At 41.2% G+C, this 21785-nt stretch carries 17 protein-coding genes; 9 read left to right on the top strand and 8 right to left on the bottom strand.

Annotation, left to right across the window (positions count from 1 at the left end):
• Positions 1-4 precede the first annotated feature (4 nt).
• Both glgP and E3K36_10490 read left to right on the top strand, forming a co-directional pair.
• The gene (glgP, locus tag E3K36_10485) at positions 5-1702 is read left to right on the top strand and encodes an alpha-glucan family phosphorylase (protein ID MCF6155660.1); all 1698 of its coding nucleotides are present in this window, start codon (positions 5-7) and stop codon (positions 1700-1702) included.
• A gap of 73 nt (positions 1703-1775) precedes the next feature.
• On the top strand, positions 1776-2489 hold the full coding sequence (locus E3K36_10490) for an HAD family hydrolase (protein ID MCF6155661.1): 714 nt from the start codon (positions 1776-1778) through the stop codon (positions 2487-2489).
• A 22-nt stretch (positions 2490-2511) separates the two neighbouring features.
• Here the strand turns inward: E3K36_10490 and E3K36_10495 are convergent, their stop codons facing one another.
• A complete protein-coding gene (locus E3K36_10495) occupies positions 2512-2985 on the bottom strand; it encodes a beta-hydroxyacyl-ACP dehydratase (protein ID MCF6155662.1) in 474 nt (157 codons plus the stop codon).
• Positions 2986-3727: 742 nt separating this feature from the next.
• Between E3K36_10495 and rplM the strand changes: the two genes are divergently transcribed.
• Positions 3728-4162: a 50S ribosomal protein L13 gene (gene rplM, locus E3K36_10500; protein MCF6155663.1), complete on the top strand. Its 435-nt coding sequence runs from the start codon at positions 3728-3730 to the stop codon at positions 4160-4162.
• 15 nt (positions 4163-4177) lie between these two features.
• Positions 4178-4573 carry a 30S ribosomal protein S9 gene (rpsI, locus tag E3K36_10505; protein ID MCF6155664.1) on the top strand — a complete coding sequence of 132 codons (396 nt, stop codon included), beginning with the start codon at positions 4178-4180 and terminating at the stop codon, positions 4571-4573.
• Positions 4574-5366: 793 nt separating this feature from the next.
• Here the strand turns inward: rpsI and E3K36_10510 are convergent.
• The 7 genes from E3K36_10510 to galE form a co-directional block, all read right to left on the bottom strand.
• Positions 5367-6080, bottom strand: a complete 714-nt coding sequence (locus E3K36_10510; protein ID MCF6155665.1) for a M48 family peptidase — start codon at positions 6078-6080, stop codon at positions 5367-5369.
• A 1-nt stretch (position 6081) separates the two neighbouring features.
• Positions 6082-9114, bottom strand: a complete 3033-nt coding sequence (locus tag E3K36_10515; protein MCF6155666.1) for an HsdR family type I site-specific deoxyribonuclease — start codon at positions 9112-9114, stop codon at positions 6082-6084.
• Positions 9111-9677, bottom strand: coding sequence for a transposase (locus E3K36_10520; protein MCF6155667.1), 567 nt, complete (start codon positions 9675-9677; stop codon positions 9111-9113). Before E3K36_10520 ends, E3K36_10515 begins: the two co-directional genes overlap by 4 nt.
• Positions 9677-10834, bottom strand: a complete 1158-nt coding sequence (locus E3K36_10525) for a restriction endonuclease subunit S (GenBank protein MCF6155668.1) — start codon at positions 10832-10834, stop codon at positions 9677-9679. Before E3K36_10525 ends, E3K36_10520 begins: the two co-directional genes overlap by 1 nt.
• Entirely contained in the window at positions 10825-13239 is a 2415-nt protein-coding gene (locus E3K36_10530) for a type I restriction-modification system subunit M (protein MCF6155669.1), read from the bottom strand. Before E3K36_10530 ends, E3K36_10525 begins: the two co-directional genes overlap by 10 nt.
• Before the next feature lie 524 nt (positions 13240-13763).
• Positions 13764-14777, bottom strand: a complete 1014-nt coding sequence (locus E3K36_10535) for a hypothetical protein (protein ID MCF6155670.1) — start codon at positions 14775-14777, stop codon at positions 13764-13766.
• A 232-nt stretch (positions 14778-15009) separates the two neighbouring features.
• Positions 15010-16062: a UDP-glucose 4-epimerase GalE gene (galE, locus tag E3K36_10540; protein ID MCF6155671.1), complete on the bottom strand. Its 1053-nt coding sequence runs from the start codon at positions 16060-16062 to the stop codon at positions 15010-15012.
• A gap of 424 nt (positions 16063-16486) precedes the next feature.
• Between galE and E3K36_10545 the strand changes: the two genes are divergently transcribed.
• From E3K36_10545 to E3K36_10565, 5 genes are all read left to right on the top strand, one after another.
• Entirely contained in the window at positions 16487-16921 is a 435-nt protein-coding gene (locus tag E3K36_10545) for a hypothetical protein (protein MCF6155672.1), read from the top strand.
• 15 nt (positions 16922-16936) lie between these two features.
• Entirely contained in the window at positions 16937-17911 is a 975-nt protein-coding gene (locus E3K36_10550) for a hypothetical protein (protein MCF6155673.1), read from the top strand.
• 56 nt (positions 17912-17967) lie between these two features.
• Entirely contained in the window at positions 17968-19302 is a 1335-nt protein-coding gene (locus tag E3K36_10555; GenBank protein ID MCF6155674.1) for a TolC family protein, read from the top strand.
• Positions 19303-19477: 175 nt separating this feature from the next.
• Positions 19478-21538 (top strand): HlyD family efflux transporter periplasmic adaptor subunit, encoded by a 2061-nt coding sequence (locus E3K36_10560; protein ID MCF6155675.1) that lies wholly within the window; start codon positions 19478-19480, stop codon positions 21536-21538.
• On the top strand, positions 21535-21783 hold the full coding sequence (locus E3K36_10565) for a GxxExxY protein (protein ID MCF6155676.1): 249 nt from the start codon (positions 21535-21537) through the stop codon (positions 21781-21783). Before E3K36_10560 ends, E3K36_10565 begins: the two co-directional genes overlap by 4 nt.
• The last annotated feature ends 2 nt before the right edge of the window (positions 21784-21785 follow it).

A 21785-nucleotide genomic window follows, 5' to 3' on the forward strand; every position in this document is an offset into this window, starting at 1 on the left:
TACAATGAATAATGAAGCAAAGATTGCCTATTTTTCCATGGAAATCGGCCTCTCCAATGACATACCAACTTACAGCGGCGGCCTGGGTGTCCTTGCCGGAGATACCATAAAATCAAGTGCCGATCTCAAGATACCACTTGTTGCCGTCACGCTGATCTCAAAAAAAGGATACTTTCGTCAAGACATCGCCAGCGACGGAAAACAAATTGAATCTCCTATAGATTGGGATCCATCTAAGTTTATGGTACGGCTGCCTAAAAAAGTTAAGGTTCAAATTGAAGATCGCAACGTTTTTGTTCAAGCCTGGTGCTACCGTGTGCGAAGTATTACTGGCGGAGAAGTGGATGTCCTCTATCTCGATACAGATATTGAGGAGAACGTAAAAGAAGACAGAGAGATTACCGCCTTTTTATACGGAGGCGATGTGCACTACCGGCTTAAACAGGAGGTCGTACTCGGCATTGGAGGGGTGCGCATGCTCCATGCCCTTGGATTCCATATCAAAAAATACCATATGAACGAAGGGCACGCCAGCTTATTGGTTCTGGAATTGCTTTTGATGCACAAGAAAGATGTTGAAAGTGTTTGGGACGAACGATGGATCTGGGATACAGATACCGTGAAAGACTTGTGTGTGTTCACGACCCATACCCCCATCGAAGCAGGTCATGATCGGTTTTCTTATGACCTCGTAAATAAAGTTCTGGGCGATATTGTCCCATTAGAGCTATTGAAAAGACTTGGAGGTGAACACTATCTGAATATGACGCTCCTTGCATTGAACCTGAGTAAATATGTTAATGGCGTTGCCAAAAAGCACGGTGAAGTTTCTAAAACCTTATTCCCTGGTTACGAGATCAATGCCATTACCAATGGTGTCCATTCATTTACATGGACGTGTGAAAGTTTTAAGCAATTGTACGACAAATACATCCCCAGCTGGGCCAATGAACCAGAGTTATTTGTTCGTGCCGAAAATATTCCCGATGATGAACTGTGGGATGCTCATTTTCGCGCTAAAAAGGACTTAGTTAACTATGTAAAGGAGGTAACTGCTATCGAGTTAAGTCCGGATATTTTAACCATTGGATTTGCAAGGAGATTTACTTCATACAAGAGGGCCGATTTACTATTTTTAAATCTGGAACGGCTTTTAAAAGTGAGCGAAAAGGAAAAGTTTCAAATTATTTATGCAGGAAAGGCTCACCCAAAAGATATTCCTGGCAAAGACATCATAAAAAAAATTATTGAACTTGCAAAAAAAATTGATGATAAAATAAAAATTGTATTTTTAAAGGATTACAATATAGAAAAAGCCCTAAAATTAGTCTCCGGAGTGGATGTCTGGCTTAATACACCTTTACGCCCGCGCGAGGCATCAGGTACTAGCGGCATGAAAGCAGCTCATAATGGTGTAATCAATTTTAGTATCCTGGATGGTTGGTGGATTGAGGGGCACATTGAGGGAATTACCGGGTGGTCTATTGGTCCCAAGCCATTAGAATCGTCTCTTACAAATGTTAACGATATGACAGACGCTGAGGATTTGTATAACAAATTGGAAAATATCATTATTCCGATGTATTATAAAGACAAAAATCAGTGGATAAAGATTATGAAAAATTCTATTGGTAAAATTGCATATTATTTTAATACCCATCGCATGATGCGCCGGTATGTGACTGAAGCCTATATAAGATAGATGGAAGTGTTCAGTTAACAGTAGTCAGCATTCAATTTGCCGTCACCACTCCCGATCGTTTGCAGATAAACGTATGCAAAAAAATTCCCGAAAAATTAAAGCAATCATCCTTGATCTGGATGATACCCTTTATGACTGCAGCGGTACACTTGTATTACGGGGTCGAAGGCAGGTTGCTAAAACGATTGCCAGGATAATCAACTGCTCTGAAGACGAAGCATATAACCTGCAATTGAAAATGGAGAAAACGTATGGAAAGAAAGATAGCATCTACGAAAATATTGTATCACATTACAATCTTCCATATGCATACGCAAAAGAATTGTTAGAAGAATTTATTCATGTAGATATCTCCAATATTACCCTCTTTTCTGGCGTAACAGACGCCCTGATACAACTGAAAGTGCAAGGCTACAAACTCATTCTCGTTACTTCCGGGGAGAAACAAATACAAAGAACGAAGATCGATCTGCTGGGTTTAAATAACGGTTACTTTGATGAGATTCTGATTACGGATAGAAATAATGGACAGGCAAAAAAGGATTGCTTCCGGGAAATCATGCAGCGACATAATTTGAATCCTGAAGAAATTATCTGCGTGGGAGATAAGATAGATGATGAATTAACCGCTAGCAAGTCCTTGGGGATGATTACAGTGATGTTGAAACACGGAAGACATTTTGAAGCATATCTAGAAGAGCCTTCTAAATACATCAAACCTGATTATTCTATCAAACATATTAAAGACCTTTTAGAATTAAAAATCATGAATTGTTTACCTATTTAGCGTATTTTAAGGAGACCTATTACTACACTACCATCCCAATAATGACTCCTTCAAATACGAGTTTTCCATTTACCACACCTTGAGTATCAAAGACGGCCCTGCGTGAACGCAATTCCTTGTTTTTTGCAATGAGAATAAGTTTGTCGCCAGGGATAACTTTTCCACGGAATTTTACTTTATCGATACCACCAAAGCCAAGGAAGCGGTCGTCCTGTGTGGTTTTTTTGTAATAATAGGTACATAACTGTGCGGCCGCTTCAAGCATAATTACCCCAGGCATCAGGGGACGGCCAGGAATGTGTCCCTGCACCCAAAATTCACTATTCGAAATGTCTTTATAACCTATTATAATTTTATTTTCAGGATCAAATTTTATAATGCCGCTCAATTGTTCCATCTCATATCGGTGCGGTATGACGGCACGAATAGCCTCGATACCCACTGTCGGTTTATTTAAATCCAAATTGTTTAAATCAGTTAAAATGTCCTGTGGCATATGATACACGAGAAAATTATTTGTAAAAACCGGCAAATAAAGCACACTATTTTGTTTGATTCAAAATATTAATAATGATTCGTTATCGTGTCAATGAAAATCTCATAGAGCAAGAAAAACATTCAGCAAAAAATATAATTGACAACTACAATATATTTTGATATAAAACTTAACAGTGTCTGTTTTGGAGAAAAATTCTTGGTGGCCTCGTGGGTAGCATTTAGTTTTTTGCAATGTTTGCAACAAGGAGGTGATGCTAGTGAAAAAATTATATGTTTCACTTATGGTATTTGGTACGCTAACGTTTGGAATCGGCTTAGTAAATGTACCGACTCTTATAAAATCAGTAATTGCTGGTACATGCCAGTGCTCGGAAGGTTGCCCGTGCGGTCATTGTTTAAACAAAGCCAAGGATTGTTGTTGCAAATAATTAAGTACCGTACACAAGCTCATTACCTTAAATGATCCGAAAGGAGATTGAAAATGTTAAAGAAGATTGGTATTACGATGGCTTTTGTGGGTGCATTAATGATCGGTGCATGTGTCACTACAATTTACGCTGCGCCTTGTGGTTGCCCAGAAGATATAAAGTGTAAAGAGGGTTGTGAAAAGGGGAAAACGGATCCTTGTATTTGTAAACACTAAGAATCCTAAAATTTTTAATTTAATGGTTTTATAACTCAAAAAGCGCCTTATATGATAAGGCGCTTTTTGATTTTCATCGTTTAAGGAATACAATGCAATGAATACTTTTATGGCAAAAAAAGAGAATGTGAAAAGAAATTGGTACATAGTAGACGCCAACGATAAAATATTGGGGCGAATGTTAACCACAGTTTCCAGGGTTCTTCAAGGTAAGCATAAACCTGAATATACGCCTCACGTTGACGTAGGGGATTTTGTTATTATTACCAATGCGAGTAAGGTAAAGCTTACTGGGAAAAAGATGCAGGAGAAGGTTCACTATTATGTCACTGGTTTTCAAAGTGGTCTGCGAAAACGAATGGTTGGGAAAACCTTGGAAACTGCGCCAGAAAAGATACTTAGCCGATCAGTAAGAAGAATGTTGCCCAGATCGAGGCTGGGAAAGGATATGTTGAGAAAATTAAAGATTTATGCAGGTGCAGAGCATCCGCATCAGGCACAACAACCCAAAGAGTTGGTTATTCGTAATTAATTCAAGGAGGAGAAAGTGGCAGAAGAACAATATATATGGGGTACAGGCAGGCGTAAATCATCTATTGCAAGGGTAAGAATAAAAAAGGGATTGGGGAAAATCCTGGTCAATAATAAGGATCTGGACACTTACTTTCCTATAGACCGGGAGAGAGGTATGGTACAGGTTCCCCTGAAGACCACGAAAACATTAGGGGAATTTGACGTATTGATAACCGTACAGGGAGGAGGTTTAACCGGACAGGCAGGTGCAATATCCCTTGGCATTGCACGTGCGCTTTCCAAATCGGACCCTTCCTTTATTGATAGTTTGCGTGAGGGTGGTTTCTTAACAAGAGACAGCAGAATGAAAGAACGGAAAAAATATGGCAAAAAGGGAGCAAGAAAGAGCTTCCAGTGGACAAAACGATAATTTTTTGTTTTCCGTATTCACTTAGTTTTTTGAAAAATCTCAATAAAGTTAAGGTTGCAGACCCTATACGAATAGGGTATTTTCCCTGTACCAGACCATCATAAATCCTCAGATGTCGGGCAAGTATCCCCGATTGACACCATCGCGATGATCGTGGAGCTTGCCTAGAGAGGGGATTTTTCACCCCTCTCTAATTGGTTATTCTTCAAAACCCTACCTTTTTAGTATATTCCTTATCTGAATTTCCTTATCCCATCTCAGATTATAGATATCCCCCATTTTAACATTGGCAGGATAAATGTTGCCCACCCAGTCGGGAAAAGGAAGGCCTGATGTCCATACTTTGATCTATCGAAAACCTTTTCGTTTAAACTTGCTATATTCTATGCGGAAACAGCGCTATTTAAGAGTTGTTGCTTATGCTCCCTATCTTCGCCGAGAGCAAGATATTCCCTTGCAAAATCTGCAACCATTTCAGAAATCTTTTCTCTTTTTCTTTCCTTCAATTTTCCCCCCGGTGTTTAAGACTATAGTGAGCGTCTTAAAGAAGTTGATATTATTATCACTTCATGTCATTCCCACGCAAGTGGGAATCCAGAAGAATAGCAGAAAGACTGGATTCCTGCTTTCGCAGGAATGACAACTTACTTTTGTCGTTGACTATAACTGTTGTCGGTTCCTTTTATTTCTTTTTGATTCTAAAATTGCTATTTTACATAGCATAGGCAAATTCTAAAATCCCCCGCTTCCCTCTCACTACACTGCTCAATTTGGTGGCGGTTTCTCATTGTGGCTAGTAACTCCAATTCTCGTGGCGCAAAGGACTTTTATTCAACTCCTCTTTGTAAAATCTCCACTTTAGCAAATACGTATCCATGTAGGCGATAAATCTTTCATTATGATGACGTTCTAACAGATGCACCATTTCATGCACAATGATATATTCAATACATTCTTTTGATTTTTTGGCCAGTTCAAGATTTAACCAGATCCTTTTTGCCTCTCTGTTACACGTACCCCATTTCGTCTTCATCTTTTTTATGGCATACTCAACACCGTCCAGTCTCATCTTTTTCTTCCAACAAGCAATATATTCGGGAACAATTTCCTTCAGTTTCTGGCGATACCATTCTTCCAAAACAACCCGTTTTTTTTCTATGCTTGCGCCAGGTCTTACATACAATTCAAGAACGCTGTGCTTTAATATAACTTTTGGAGCAGCGTTATGCTCAAAAACTTTCAGCAGGTATCGCTTGCCCAGATAGTAATGACTTTCCTGTGTTAAAAATTCCCTTGGGGTTTCTCGTTCCTGACTGAGCAGTTTTTGCTGCTGTTTCTTTATCCAACTTAATTTTGATAGAGCGAAAACCCTAATAGTTTCAAGGTCCATGCGTAAGGGAGCGGAAATTCTTACCCTCCCTATTGGCGGATAAACACCCAGATGAATATTCTTAATATCCTTTTGAATTACATCAATAGGTAAATTACTCAATTGGATTTGCTGCATATCAATACTCATTCTGCTGTTTTATGATCGGAAAAATACGCTCAACTTCATTGGCATCCTTTAAAATATCATAAAGCGCTTTTTTAATTTCTCTTTCCTTAGCATCATTACCACGCCAGTCAGCCTTCTTTACATATCTGACGGCTTCATCCATTACAACGGCCAATTCCTCATCGTGATTGAGGTTGTTGTATAATGCCCGTCTGGCGTTACTGTTTTTTATACTTGCCGGCAAATTATCTCTTGCGGGATTATTTACCTTCTTTGCCAATTCAGCGATCTTCTTTAAATATGCTTCATAATTGATGGCATTTGTCTTTCTCTCTTTAACAATTTCATGTAAAAGCTTTGACATTTCTTCAAAGTAAGCAGGGTCTATCAAATGCTCCTGTATGATTTTCTTCCGCACGTTGTTTTCAATAGTTTCCGCCACTGCTTCTTTATTGCGTTTAATCCCTTCGGGCAAACTGTTGATGGCATCAGCAATGCCGGAATTAACGAGTAAATCCAGCAACGACATATTCGCAAAAGGAGAAATTGTCCTGGGTTCCTCCGCCTGTATGTAAGTGTCAATTAAATGCCGCATATCAGCTTCGTAGGTCTTCATATCGAGCGTTTCGCCGCTGGCATTCCTGATCTCTTCCCTGAGTTTCAAATAATAATCCACTTTCTTTTTGATATCTGCAATCTCTGCCTGGGTATAGCCTGCTTCTTCCATTTCCGCCGCGATATTGGCATAAGCCCTTATGAGTGCCACCGTTTGTTTATAAAGAGACGTTCTCTTTACCTCATTGGACTTCAGGTCTTCTTCGTTTTCCGGATCACCACAGAAGTAGCGGATGTACGCCAGTGAGTCTTTTGGCGGCGCTACCGGTTCGCATAATAAGGCCATTTCTTCCAAGGCATTATCCAGCCGTTCCCTGCCTTTCTCCAGGCGGTCTTTTAATAACACATCCACGTCCCCTTTCTCAAACGTATCATAATCCAGTTCCGACGTGTACACAGCAACGGCATTTTCAACCTTTCTGAACAGGTCTTTATAATCAACAATGTAACCAAACTCCTTGTCATCGCTGTCCAGCCGGTTGACCCTGCAAATAGCCTGGAATAAGCCATGATCCTGCATGCTTTTGTCGATATAGAGATAGGTGCAGGGTGGCGCATCAAAACCGGTAAGGAGTTTATCAACCACGACAAGCAGTTTCATATTTGACGGCTCTTTTATAAACTTTTCCTTCGCCTCATCTTCGTATTTCTCGGTGGGCTTGTTTCCCAGCAACGATTTATAGATGTTATAGATATATTCCTTTTCCGTCTCTGTATTTGCGCCGGTATCTTCCGTTGTTATATCCCTTGTTGATGGATTGTATGAGGTAACAATGGCGCATTTGCCTTTCAACTCGGTAGTTTGAAACAGTTCAAAATACCTGCATGCTTCATAAATACTTGATGCCACCAGAATGGCATTTCCCCTGTCCGAGTTCAAACGCGGTTTTACATTAAAATCAAACACGATGTCGCTTACGATCTTTTCCAGTCTGGAACGGGAACTCAGCACCTTCTGCATCGTACCCCATTTCTTCTTGAGCTCAGATTTTTGAAAGTCGTTCAAACCACGGGTCTTGGCTTCAAACCATTCATCTATCTTTTGAGATGATGATATTTTCTGGTCGATATCACGGGCTTCGTACACCAAATCAAGCACCACTTCATCCGCAACCGCCTCGTTGAACTTATAGGTATGAATGTATTTACCAAATACCTCAAGACTGGTTTGCTTATCTTGTTTTAAGAGTGGGGTTCCGGTAAAGCCAATAAAGATGGCATTTTTTAAAATTGCCTTCATCGTTTTGTGCAGCTTGCCCGATTGGGTACGGTGACACTCATCTACAAAGATAAATAATTCACCAACGGTATGGATGGGACTCCTTTTTAATTCTTCAATGAATGCATCAAAATTATCGACTCCCTTCCTGCCAAATTTATGCACCAGCGAACACAGCATGCGGGGCAATGCCTTGCCCAGTTGGTCCATCAGGTCTTTACCATTGCGGGTACGCACCATGCTTTCCCCAACATCGGTAAATATGCGTTCTATCTGTTTATCCAACTCGTCACGGTCGGTAATAATTACCACGCGTGCATGGGGGTTGTTTTCAAGAATCCATTTGGCAAGCCACACCATTACCAGGCTTTTACCGCTGCCCTGCGTATGCCAGATAATTCCACCCTCTCGCCTTTTCGCATGCTCCTGTGCGGCCTTGACGCCAAAGTATTGATGCGGACGGCACAATTTTTTCATGCCGCCGTCAAACAGGGTAAAGTCGTAGATGATTTCAAGAAACCTTCTTTTATCGCACAGTTTTACAAGGTATTTATCGAAGAGATTTTCTCCCTCGCCTTCTTCCTTCCACGTCAGAAAATATTTTTCAGGTGTCCCAATAGTACCATAGCGGAGCCCCTGGGTATCATTCCCGGCAAACACCCATTGAATGGTGGTAAAGAAGGACTGGATGAATTCTTTCTGCTGGTTGACAATATTCTGCCGGATACCGTCGCCTATGGAAATCGTGCTTCGTTTCAGTTCCAGCACCCCAAGTGCTACGCCGTTTACGTAGAGCACAATATCAGGGCGTTTTTCGTGATTGCCCCGGATAGTAACCTCTTCGGCAATGGCAAATTCGTTTTCAAGCGGGTGCTTCCAGTCAATAAGTTCAACGGTCTCATAGTTTTCACCGGCTTCTGCCTTGACTTTTACGCCGTAACGCAGCAGTTGATATACCTTTTTATTGGCGCTGTATAGACCATCGTTCAGGTTATTAGCCGCCTTGCCGAGTTCATATAAGGCTTTGTTGATAAGGGTATTATTGTAGCGTTTTCTCTCACGTAAATATTTACGAAGGATTGCTTCTTCAATATTGCTGTTGTTCTGGCGGTCTTCCCAATTGCCCAGGTAGTTATAGCCCAATTCTTTATGGAACAAGGCAATTATCCTGTTTTGGGTTTCACGTTCTTTTTTGCCGATGTTGCTCATGGTATTTCCTGTTTAAAGAATGTATCTTTTTCCCATTTTTCGGGATTGGTTCTGATATAATTTGCAATTCGGTGGTATTCATCCTCGTCGCGGATGATGTGGTCATGAAAACGGGATTGCCACACAGGTATTTTGGGCGTATTACGAAATTCGTTGATGCGTTTGGTTGCAGATGATTTGAATCCCCCCCCAAATGATGAAATGGATCGGATCGAACGATGGGCAATTCCCGTGTTCGTGGGCGTTTGTAGAGACGCACGGCCGTGCGTCTGTACGGATGTGGTTGGGTCGGAATTTTCAATTCGCACAATGGCGTGCAGATGGTTGGGCATCAATACAAATGCATCGCAAAATAATTCCGCCCGAATTTGAAACGATTGTTCCCATTCCCGCAAAACGATTTCGCCCATGGGCGATGGTTGCATTTGTCCGTCGCGAATTTTGCCAAAGACACATTCATGATGTGCGGTACAAATGGTGATGAAATAACACCCGCGCCATGAATAATCCCACCACGGCGCCCGTGCCGATGGTATGCGGTATCTATTTTTGAATTTTTCCATTATACCAACCTGATTTTCCCGGTTAATAAATTCTGCATCATCCCCTGTTTTATCATTTTGTATTTCTCCAACTTCTTTTCCAGGGCTTCTATTTCGGCATCCATATCGTAAAGAATTTGGGCAATAAGGGTTTGTTCCTCTTTTGTTGGAGGAAATAGCAATTCTATTTTTTCAATTGACTTAGCATTTAAACTCGGAACTCCAGAAGCTTCATTGTGAGAATACCAATCAATCAAATTGAATTTATAGAAAATGAATTTTGGAAAAGCGTTGTCCATAATTTCTGTATAGAAGATTGTATCAATTGCCCAAAATGGTGTGTCCATGTATTGAGGAACATCAATTGTTCCTTTTCTACCAATTAAAACTGATGGCTTGTTGTATATAAATGTTCTTGTTCTCCCAACAACGCCACTAGTTGCCAAAATTGGAAATTCACCATTTTCATCAACAATTTCTTTTTGACTTTTTCCATGTCTGACTTTTAAAACTTCTCCCAATTTCTTCACTTCCCACATCCCGTTAAACCCCGGCAGGCGTTTTTTGCCGGTAAGGAGTTGTTGCATAGCCCCTTGTTTGATGTTCCGCTTTTTGGCAATGAGCTTTTCTAATTGGGTAATGAGTGCATCGGCATCACTTAATACAGCAGCAATGGCGGTTTGTTCGGCTTTGGTGGGGGGAGTAGCGATTTTAAAATTTGATATCGCGGTAGTATCAAGAAAGGGTTGGGCTGCGCCCACGAACCATGCTTTTTGTTGTTTGGCGACATATTCAGATTGCAAAGAATAAAGTAAATATTCTTTAAACTGATTTTTATAAACTCTGATTCTTGGAGCATTATAGCTGTGTGGCAAGCCAATCCAAGCGTTTTTAGGAATATATGATGCTCCTGCTGATGCACCTGTTCCAGCAAATAGCACATCTTGTTCGTTAATTGCATACCTCATTATCTCATCAGTTGGTGATACAAATACTGGATTGTCTTCGAAGAAATCATTGATCCTGATTAACCTTATTCCATTACTGTTTACATACCTAATATATTGTGATCCAGCGCCTCGTTTTACTTCTCCAAATTGAGAAACTGCTTGAACATTCCAATCCTCTGGAATTATACCTACCTCAGTTTTTTTGTAACCTTTTTTTACTATCTCCATACCAACCCCATTTTCTTCAGGTGCCCGTGTACCTTTTTCTCTAATGCATCCACTTCGGCAGTAATAGCAGGCAATGGAGCTTCATAGCGTTCTGCCAGTTCTTTAATGCGTCCCGTAAGCCGCTGACTGATACGCTCCATCTCTGTTCTGATATCTCTTTCCAGTGTGGCCATCCATTTATCTTCCACCATTAGAATTTTTATTTCGGCTTCGGTAAGGGCTTTGTATTTTTCCAAGACCTTTTTCTTCAGAGCAGCCTGCGCATCTTTTATTTTCTTGCTGACTTCTGCTTCCTGTTTTGTCAGTTTCAAACAATCCTGCAACACTTTTCTCTCATCTGCCGATTCCTTTTCGTTTTGTATCTCTTTAAGGCGATCCTTCACACTTGTTTTGGTAATCTTATCCTTATCATTTTTGGCATCTGCCATTAGCCCTTCTTCCCCGCCGTGTTCTTCTTCCAACTCCTCCATTTGCCTGACAATCGCATCGCGGTCGGCCTCTAAATTTTCAATGGCCTTTTGCTCTGTCACAAAATAGCGGGCAATGATAAGCCCTTTGGGTATGAGGCGTCCTTCCCATTGTTTTTTATCTCTTTCTATTTCCTTTCCTGCTTCCCACCCATCGCTTACCAAAGCATACACGTCATCCTGTATGGTTTCAGACCAGTAAATCATGAGATGCTGGTAGACATCATATTTGTCGATCAGCTTTAAGCTGGAAAAGGCTTGCAATAAATCTTCCGATATTTCGTGTATCAGTTTTTTGGGTTTATCACCAACGGCAATGCCTTTCAGTTTTGGCATGTTTTTGGCTTTCCATTGGCTAAATACGGTATCTACTTTTTTGCTGTAAGCAGTAAACTCCGGGTGAGAAAAAATGGCGGGTTTTACGGCATCATGGGCAATAAGCAGCTTGCTGTAATTGACACGGTTTCCCGTCGTGAATAATGTTTTTCTCAGGGCTGGATAAACGTCCCAATACGGGTGCAAGGCGTCAATATCGTCATTGGGTATATCGCCCAGCAAATGCGCCTCGATATCCTGAATGTCCTCGGCATCCTGGCTATCAATGTAGCGGGGAATGTTCAGGTTAAACTCATTGGCCTCGATCTCCGTTACCGGCACCATGCGGCTGTATTTTTCCATTTCCAGATGTTTGTTGAATACATCTACTATCTTGTGTATATCCTGTTCACGCAGGCGGTTTTTGTTGCCGTCTTTCTCAAAACCCCTGCTGGCATCAATCATAAAAATGCCTTTGCGGTGTTCGGCGCCTTCCTTATCCAGCACAATAATGCAGGCGGGAATGCCGGTGCCGTAAAACAGGTTGGGAGGCAGGCTGATGATGCCTTTCATGTATCCCCTGCGAATGATATTTTTCCGGATTTCCCCTTCGACATTTCCGCGAAACAATACCCCGTGCGGAAGGATCACGGCGCCCTTGCCTTTGCTTTTTAAGGAACGGATGATGTGCAAAAGAAAGGCATAGTCTCCATTTTTCTTCGGGGGTATACCGTAATCTTTGAAACGATCGTGGATATCGGATATGGTTCCCTCCTGAACGGCAAAACCGCTGCTCCACGCCTTGTATGAGAAGGGAGGATTTGCCACCACAAAGTCAAAGGTTTTGAGCCTGCCTCTTTCGTCCAGAAACAACGGATCGGAAAGGGTACTTTGTCCTTTCCTGATCTCTGCGGTAGGGTTGTTGTGCAAAATCATATTCATTCTTGCCAACGCCGCCGTTGCCACCTCTTTTTCCTGGCCGTAGATGGACATGCCCGACTCGGATTCATCAGCCACTTTGAGGAGTAATGACCCTGAGCCGCACGTGGGGTCATACACCGTTGTTGAGGGATTTGTTTTCGAGTGAAAGGTGATGATCTTAGCCATAACACGGCTTACCTCGGCAGGGGTATAGAATTGTCCTTTGCTCTTCCCACTCTCAGTGGCAAAGTGCCGCATCAGGTATTCGTAAGCATCGCCAAGGATATCATCCCCTTCTGCCCTGTTTTTACTGAAATCGAGCGCCGGGTTTTCAAAAATGGCGATGAGATTGGAGAGGCGGTCAACCATCTCTTTGCCGCTGCCCAGTTTATCGGCGCTGTTGAAGTCGGCGACATCGATAGTGCCGGTAAGTTTGTTGGCTTCGGCAATTTTCCCGATGATTTTTTTGTTAATGTCATCGCCAATAGTGGGCTTACCTTTAAGGGCAACCATGTCTTTAAAGCTGGCGCCTTTGGGCACAGTAATGGGCGCATAGGGCACTCCGGCATATTTGTCAGAGATGTATTTGATGAACAAAAGTACCAGCACATAGTCTTTGTATTGAGAGGCATCCATACCTCCGCGGAGTTCGTCACAACTCGCCCAGAGTGAACTGTACAGTTCAGATTTTTTTATGGCCATTCTTTTATTCTCTTATCATAAGCATCTTGTTGGTGAAGATTAAAAATACTTTAAAAATAACACATGTATATCGGAAGATACACAATGTGTTTAACTGAAGGATCTTTCCGTTCTTGATTATCAATTTACCATGATTACGGTGAATATGCGATACAATTGGTTTGTAATAGAGACAGGGAAACCCCTTTTCAAGGGTAACTGGCAAAGTATGATAGCACTTTACAGGAACAAATCAATACAAAATCATTTCCATGAAAATACATCGAAACGAATGAAGTATATTAAGAGTCCACAAGAAATGGCAGAAGATAGACAAACAATCCCTATGTCAAAAGGTAATTCATCTTGCAAAAAGTTTCAGTTTCATCAAGCGGTTGTTCGTCTGGTGTGAAATTGCTTTGTTTGAGACAAATTACAAGTGCTTGGTATCAAGTGGGCGGGCGGTACCGAATGAATATGTAATAACAAATGTAGCCCGAAACGCTGTTTCGGGCTACAACTATCATTCCTTTCTTTCTCCTGTTTTATTTCACAAAACAGATTTTCATTTTGTGAATGTTATCTATACTAGAACTGACAAATGTCCCAGAAACAAGCGCTGCAGTAAATTCATAGACTTTTGCAAAGGCTTGGATAGTATAATCTCCCCCTGAACTTTGAGGTGTAAATGAAGCAGTAAGTACCTCATGTTCTGCCGTTGATTCATAATAAGTGTACCAAATTACGGGTGCTATTGCCCATTGTGTGATTTTGTTGCTTACCTTATCTAATCCACCAGGACCTTTCAGAGAAATAGCTATTTGGCTTTCGCCATATCCGCCCCCTATCACAGAATATATTTTACCATCCATGCTATAGTCCTCTTCAAGGGTAATATCCACTCTACTCATATTCGCAGGAACGCTTACCGTTTTGCCCAATCGTATGGTTTTTTCTCCTCCCCCGGCTAATGTAGTAAATCCACGTAGAAAACCACCACATTTGTCAGTATCAATAAAAGCAGATCCAAAGTCAATAAGACTACCACTACTTGTCGTTTTTGTTACCTCAAAAGGGCAAACATATTCCTCACATCCCGAATCATCTGAAGGGGAAAAGGTCGTAACATTTGTGCCAATGATTGACATAAAATCGCCAAATCTAAATTTGCCTGCAGATATACCTAAAATACTTTTGGCTTTATTTTGAAATGCCTTTTCATCAATTTTTGCCGCCTTATAAACTTTGGTTACAAAAGCCAAATATTTAGCATCCATAGCTTTTATGGCTTTTGTTAGTTCCTTAGGGTCTGTGATTTTTAAGAGTTTTTTTTGGTCTGCCAAATAGGATTTGTACAAAGCTGGGTCTTTTTTTTCCAAAGCCTTATCCAATTGCTGGCGTATAGGAGCCATAAGTGCCTCAATTTCCTTGCGTTGGTCTTTGCTCACAGTGGGTCTAAGCATTTTTTCAGCGGTATCTTCAAGTGCAAACACCTTCGGCATCATGCATGCCAGCACAATCACGCCGATACACAACACACTCTTTAAAATCTTCTTCATCTCCTATCCCTCCAGAATAAATTCCTTAAATAAAAAAGCCCTTCGTCCAAGCATCATTACTGAAAACTATGTAAGTTGATGATGGGAAACTGCCTTTTCCCATTATGGGGGGTTAGTTTAGCAAAAACAAAGAAAAGTGCAGGATTTATTTATTTTATCAGCTACATTGAACAAGCCATTTTGTAATTTTGTAAACATATGGGAATATTTTAGAAAAGGCCAACCGAGGAGGTCACGGCTTTTCGCTAATTGTTGAAATATTCTGCTGCCATTTCCAGGCCGAAAGCATCATGTCGTCTAATCCGTACTTAGGTTGCCAGCCGAGTTCCTTCCTCGCGAGATCGTTATTGGCATAAATTGCCATGACGTCCCCGCTTCTTCTTGGTCCAACCTCGTAATTCAGCTTTTTCCCCGATACTTTTTCAAAGGATTTGATTGCTTCAAAAACCGTAATGCCGTTTCCGGTGCCAAGGTTGAATATGCTGCAAGCCTCCGGATTTTTATCCTTCAGCACAAAATCAAGCGCTTTAATGTGTGCATCTGCAATATCGCTGACATGTATGTAATCCCTGATGCAGGAGCCGTCTCTGGTTTCATAATCACCGCCGTGGACGTACATTTTAGGGATAAGTCCTGCAGCGGTTCGGGTAATCACAGGCACCAGGCTTGTAGGAGGTCCCAGCGGCAGTTCACCGATTTTTGCGCTCGGATGAGCGCCGGCAGGATTAAAATAGCGGAGTAAAACAGATTTGAATTCCGGAGTGTATTTCGTGAATGATTTCACCATTTCTTCACCCATCTGTTTGGTATGGGCGTATGGCGATTCAGCTTCGGGCAGTTCACTTTTTTCTGTAACCGGCAGTGTTTTAATGTTGCCGTACACAGCACAGGAGGAAGAAAAAATGAAATTCCTGATTTTTTTCTCCCTGCACAGGTAAAGTATGTTTACAAGGCTCTCCAGGTTATTATGGTAATACAACAGGGGATCAGCCACACTTTCCGGTACAGACTTACATGCAGCAAAATGAATGATGCCCTTTATTGACTCTTCTTGTTTGAGAATGTAGATCAGTTCCTCTTTATTGCAAAGGTCAACTTTGAACCACATCAGGCGATTTCCCCTGTCCGTTATTTCCTGTATTCTTCTGTAGGTGTCTTCGGTGGAGTTGGAATAATTATCCAGGGAAATTACCTTAAAATCCGTTTGTTCAAGAAGTTCAATAATGGTGTGAGAACCGATGTAACCGGCGCCTCCTGTAACAATGATGGTATCAGAATTATTCATTAATTTCCTTATTTTCCTTGAATGACATGAAAATACTTATAGAATCGAAGAAAATTGAAACACAACAAACCAGGGAAAAAAGCTTTCTTATTTTAGCATAAATATTTTATGAATCAACAAGTATAAACGATAAATTAGACTTGCAAATTCTACAATATGTAGAATATAATAAAATAACAAATTCGGTAACAGTTTAGCTTTTTGAAAAATTCCAGCAATAATGTGATTATTATGCACTGGAGTTGCAATTCATGAATTGCAACTCCATACTGTCACAAAGACCTTTTATAACTCTTGACGTTTTCAAAAAACTAAACTGTTATCAAAATTCTATTCTGCTTTGATGCAACAGTCGTGTGCAACAAAGTTGTTTTAAATGGATAAGAGTAAAAGATATTGTGTATTTTCGAAATAAAGGGAGAACATGAGTAAAGAATTAAAGTTCAATTTCAATCCTTTCAAAGAAGGATTGAACCATGTCTTAGGGACATTGGAGAAAGATATTATGGAGGTATTGTGGAAGCGTGGAGAGTCATCGGTAAAGGACATTTTGGATACTTTCCCCGCCGACAGGAATATTTCATATTCTGCAGTGATTACTGTTACCAATCGAATGACCAAGAAAGGGCTCCTAAAGAAAAGAAAGGTGGGAAAGGCTTACTTTTATAACCCTATTTATGATAGAGAGCAATTTTTTGAAATTGTATCAAAAAAAGTCGTAGAAGGAATTTCTGGATTTTCACTCAAATCGGCAATGGTGCACTTTGTGGATTACATGTCACAAATGGACCCGGAAAAAATCGAATACTTTTCCAAATTGATTGAATCTAAGAGACAACCATTGGTAAAAAAACGCTAAGAATACAAAGAAAACATGAAGCACGTAATCAAAAGTCAACAGGGAAAGGCACAATTATATTTTCTGTTGATAGTGTTTATTAACCTTATAATCTTTTTTGTAATCGTTACAGGCGTCGCTATTGGCATAAAAGGGTATATCTCTGATACTAAATTCGCCTACGAAGCTGTTACCTGTTGTGGAAGTGTCTGTTCAAGATGTTTTTTTACCCTACGAACCCTTGCTACGGCGCTTCCCTGGATCTGCATTGCAATACTTTTTACCGGGATATGTATGGCTATTCACAAGGTATTTCTCATGCTATCCTGGAATTACCGTTTTATAAGTTCCATCACCCCCCTATCCATTGAGAATCGCTCTGAATTAAATAAAGTTCTGTTTCACTCACATCTTTATAATCAACTTGTACTTTTTGATAACGGCGAGCTACGGTATGCCTTTACATCAGGTCTTTGGAACCCGAAAATATACTTATCCACGGGCATTTGTTCGTATTTAACTGCAAAGGAACTTCGGACCGTAATCCTTCATGAAACACATCATATAAGGAATAATGCACCTTTGAAGCATTTTGTTTTACAAATACTTTGCGTACTCAATTTCTTTCTACCAATCAATCGTTGTTTGTTAAATCTGTATTCTTCTGTATGTGAAAAGGCGGCAGATGATGCCGCGGCAAGTATCTCCGGAGAGCCACTAGAGCTTGCAAGTGCACTCCTGAAATTATCCAGTTCCCACACCCTGGCTGCTCTGTATTCCACCGTGCCGTTTTCCAGCAGAGGGCAAAGGATTACAGAGGACCGAATTATGCGTTTGTTGGAACCACAGGCAGCACCCCCCTATTTGGGCAGGACTTCTTCGTATCTTTCGTGCCTTTTATCGCTTTTCATTGTTGTAACAATTTGCCTTTCCTTGTTTTATCAGGTTTTTACATCTAGTGATAGAATCGGGTGTAAGACAAGGGTATGTCACATGGTTCAATGCGGATAACCATAACGCAGCAATTCTGAACATTCACGTATTCCAGAGAACTAACGGAGTTTATCATGGACAGAATACCATTAAAACAATTCTTATTCTTCTCCGTCATTCTTATTTCTTCTGGTGCCACTATCATGGCGGGAGAAAAAGATGACAGCAAATTACAGAAACAAAGGAACGGCAAAGATGTTGTTCTTGAAATGAATGAGACAGATGCCCCTTTGGATTTAAAATGGTTAATCAAGGAGGCTCTGGAGCACAATCCTGAGATCATTGCAGCTCAAAAACGCTTAAATGCCGCAAAAGCAAAGATTTCTCAGGCTAAGTCATTGGACGACCCTTCCATTCGTGCCGGTTCGTATGATATGTCCAATAATCCAATCAATATTAATGGTCAAACAGAGATGCTCCAGCAGCGATATAGTGTTTCACAAAAAATACCTTTCCCTGGAAAACTGCGTCTCAGAGGTGAGATAGCCATTGAAGAGTCCAACATGGTAGAAAAAGAACTTCAGTCTAAAATACAAGAGATTATAGCTCTGGTAAAATCGGCTTTTTATGAACTCCATTACATTGACCGTGCCATTGACATTACAGAGGAAAATAGGGATTTGCTGCGCAAATTTTCCAGGATCGCAGAAACAAAATATTCCGTAGGCAGAGCTACTCAAAGAGATGTGCTTGCAGCACAGGTCGAATTATCTACGTTAGCGAATAATCTGATTGTTTTAACCAAGGAAAGGGAATCCGTTATTGCCCGAATAAATATCTTATTAAACAGACCTACACAGACCCCCTTGGGCAAACCACCTCCCTTTGAGAAACACACCCTCAATTTGACAATAAAAGAATTGGAAGACCTTGCTATGAAAAATCGGCCTGAGCTTAAAAGGTTCGACCACGCCATTAAACGGAATGAGGCAAACTTAAAACTTTCAAAAAAGGATTCTTACTATTCTGACTTTGAACCGATGGTGGAATATATGCAGGAGGATGGACGACCCGATACATGGGCATCGGCCATCACGATCAACGTCCCCTGGCTTTGGCCCAAGAACCGGTCAAAAGTTAAAGAGTCAAAAGAAGATCTAAGTGCCGCCAAGTCAGATTACCGTTTTATGAACAACAAGGCATTCTTTGAGGTCAAAGATTTTCTGGTCAAGACACAATCCTCAGAAAGTACAATAAATCTTTATAAGACCGGCGTAATCCCCCAGGCCGAACAATCCTTAAAGGCCGCGCGTATTGGATACGAGGCAGACCGGGTGGATTTTCTTACCCTGATTGATAGCCAGAGGGTTCTTTTAAACTCAAGACTGCTTTACTACAGGGCACTCACTGATTTTGAACAAAACCTGGCAAACATGGAAAAGGCTGTGGGTATGCAACTGACGCAATAAACCAGCGGTTAGCTTTTGTTATCAGCAATCAGTCACGAATTTACGCGAATGAATATGAAAACAAATTAAGGAGAAATGGAGAAATTGAATAAAAGTAACAATTTACTCTTTTCTCCACTTCTCCGTCCTCAACCATTCTCCTTTCTTTCACAATCAATTATGAATGGAGTGATTTATGTCCTTTAAACAACTTCTTTACAAGTACAAAAATTTCAATCTTGTAGTGGCAATTCATGAATTGCCACTACATACAAGTAGAAATAGTTGCCGATGGCATAACCTGATTCGACCCATGCTTGTTATCCTTGGCATTCTTCTTAGTATTTATGTACAGAATAGCGTAGTGGCAAGGCGCGCCTTGCCACTACAAGGCGTATTCAGCCTTGTTTCTTCCGCAAGTGCTGAGGAAGCAAAAGAAAAGAAGATACTCTACTGGACATGTGGTATGCATCCCTCTGTGAAGATGGATAAACCCGGGAAATGTCCTATTTGTGCCATGGACCTTGTTCCGGTTTATGAAAAAGGGGTGGGTATTGAGGAAGAAGGTGCATTGGCCACTATTGAACTGAGTGAGCGCGCCCGTAAACTGGCCCAGGTCAGAACAGATACCATTGGTTTTCGTTCATTAACAAAGGATATTTATACGGTAGGGTTAATTGAATATGACGAAAGACTCAAGGCCTTTGTCTCGGCATGGGTTCCAGGCAGAATTGACAAACTCTTTGTCGATTTTACCGGAACGCAGGTTGTTAAAGGTGAATCCATGGTCTGGATATACAGCCCTGAATTAGTGTCCACACAGGAAGAATATCTCTTGGCATGGGAAACCCTTGAAAAAGTAAAGGAAAGCCCTTTTCCTGAAGTAATAAGTGGTGCAAAATCACTCGTTGATGCTTCCAGAAGGAGATTATTATGGTGGGGTGTTACGGAAAAACAGATTGAAGGACTTTCGAAAGATAAAAAGGTAAAGCAACACACAATTATATACGCTCCTATCAGTGGCATCGTTATAGAGAAAAAGGCGCTGGAAGGCCAATACGTTATGCTAGGTGAGATGATATACACGGTTGCCGACCTCTCGAACGTATGGATGAAGGCCAATATTTACGAATATGAAATGGCCTGGGTTAAGGTTGGACAGGAAGTAGAAGTCACGACCCCTGCATATCCGGGAGAGGCCTTTATAGGAAGAGTAGCCTTTATAGAACCGTTCCTTGATGATAAGACACGCTCGGTAAGGATTCGCTGTGATATCCCTAATCAACAACTCAAACTCAAACCATCCATGTATGTCAATGCCCGCATACGGATACCTGTTGAAGAACTTGAAAAGGAAGATGGGCGTTACGTGAGCGGACTGGATTACTTCTGTCCCAATCATCCGGAAATAAAATCCAGCAGACCGGGCATATGCCCTGAGGATAATATCCCCTTTGCGAAGAAACCCCGTACTCAAATTGAGCTAGATGCTGCCAGCAGTATAACTTCACCGCAAGGAGAAATTGAGTATGAATACGCATGTCCCATGGGATGTCATAGCGCAAAAGAACCCGGGAATTGCCCGAAATGTGGTATGAAGCTCGAAAAAAAAGAGATCCCTGTTGAAGTTTCTGGTGAAAAGTTGACGTGTATTTGTCCCCAGGAATGGGATCCGGCTACGGCACCCAGGGAATGTCCTATGTGCGGCATGTTATTACAAAAAAGCGTGACGATAACATCACCTACAGGTGAAAAGAAACAGAAATTTGTATACATGTGCCCCATGGCTTGTATGACCTCAGACAAGCCAGGTGAGTGTCCTGATTGCAAAAGACAAATGGGGCGATGGGAGGTTAAAGAAGGTCTGGGTATAAAGGTAAAAAAGATGGAACCGAAGAAACGCAGTGCTTATGCCTGCCCCATGCATCCGGAGGTTGTTTCTGATAAACCAGGGAATTGCAACAAATGTGGGATGAATCTTGAAACAACCATGCAGGTACTCGCCATACCAGCTACCGCGGTATTGGATACCGGGATACGAAAGATTGTCTATATCGATAAAGGTAACGGGCAATATGTGGGGAAAGAGGTCGCTCTCGGCCCCAAGGCAGGTGATTATTACCCTGTCCTGGAAGGACTTGAAGAAGGAGACAAAGTGGTTACATCCGCCAACTTCCTCATCGATTCCCAGAGCCAGCTCACCGGTGGGGCAAGCGCCTTGTATGGAGGGGCAATGGAGTTTAAGGAAGAAAAATAGACTACAAAAGCTTCGAAACCACAGATTTCACAGATTACACAGATAAAGAACATAAATTACAAAAATACTATGTTCCTGATTTCATTGTTTACAATGAAGTTTTAGTCGAAATAAAAGCAGAGCACTCCTTATTGAAGGTCGATGAAGCACAGTTAATAAATAGTCTTATTATTAGTCACCATAGCACAGGATTGCTTATAAATTTTGGTGAGGAATCTCTTCGTTATAGAAGGTTTAAAAATTAAAT

The organism is Candidatus Brocadia sp. (assembly GCA_021646415.1).
In the GTDB taxonomy this organism is placed as follows: domain Bacteria; phylum Planctomycetota; class Brocadiia; order Brocadiales; family Brocadiaceae; genus Brocadia.

Coding starts and splice junctions, on each gene's coding strand:
- glgP (MCF6155660.1), top strand. CDS start 5: ATGAATAATGAAGCAAAGATTGCCTATTTTTCCATGGAAATCGGCCTC.
- E3K36_10490 (MCF6155661.1), top strand. CDS start 1,776: ATGCAAAAAAATTCCCGAAAAATTAAAGCAATCATCCTTGATCTGGAT.
- E3K36_10495 (MCF6155662.1), bottom strand. CDS start 2,985: ATGCCACAGGACATTTTAACTGATTTAAACAATTTGGATTTAAATAAA.
- rplM (MCF6155663.1), top strand. CDS start 3,728: ATGAATACTTTTATGGCAAAAAAAGAGAATGTGAAAAGAAATTGGTAC.
- E3K36_10510 (MCF6155665.1), bottom strand. CDS start 6,080: ATGCAGCAAATCCAATTGAGTAATTTACCTATTGATGTAATTCAAAAG.
- E3K36_10515 (MCF6155666.1), bottom strand. CDS start 9,114: ATGAGCAACATCGGCAAAAAAGAACGTGAAACCCAAAACAGGATAATT.
- E3K36_10520 (MCF6155667.1), bottom strand. CDS start 9,677: ATGGAAAAATTCAAAAATAGATACCGCATACCATCGGCACGGGCGCCG.
- E3K36_10525 (MCF6155668.1), bottom strand. CDS start 10,834: ATGGAGATAGTAAAAAAAGGTTACAAAAAAACTGAGGTAGGTATAATT.
- E3K36_10530 (MCF6155669.1), bottom strand. CDS start 13,239: ATGGCCATAAAAAAATCTGAACTGTACAGTTCACTCTGGGCGAGTTGT.
- E3K36_10535 (MCF6155670.1), bottom strand. CDS start 14,777: ATGAAGAAGATTTTAAAGAGTGTGTTGTGTATCGGCGTGATTGTGCTG.
- galE (MCF6155671.1), bottom strand. CDS start 16,062: ATGAATAATTCTGATACCATCATTGTTACAGGAGGCGCCGGTTACATC.
- E3K36_10545 (MCF6155672.1), top strand. CDS start 16,487: ATGAGTAAAGAATTAAAGTTCAATTTCAATCCTTTCAAAGAAGGATTG.
- E3K36_10550 (MCF6155673.1), top strand. CDS start 16,937: ATGAAGCACGTAATCAAAAGTCAACAGGGAAAGGCACAATTATATTTT.
- E3K36_10555 (MCF6155674.1), top strand. CDS start 17,968: ATGGACAGAATACCATTAAAACAATTCTTATTCTTCTCCGTCATTCTT.
- E3K36_10560 (MCF6155675.1), top strand. CDS start 19,478: ATGTCCTTTAAACAACTTCTTTACAAGTACAAAAATTTCAATCTTGTA.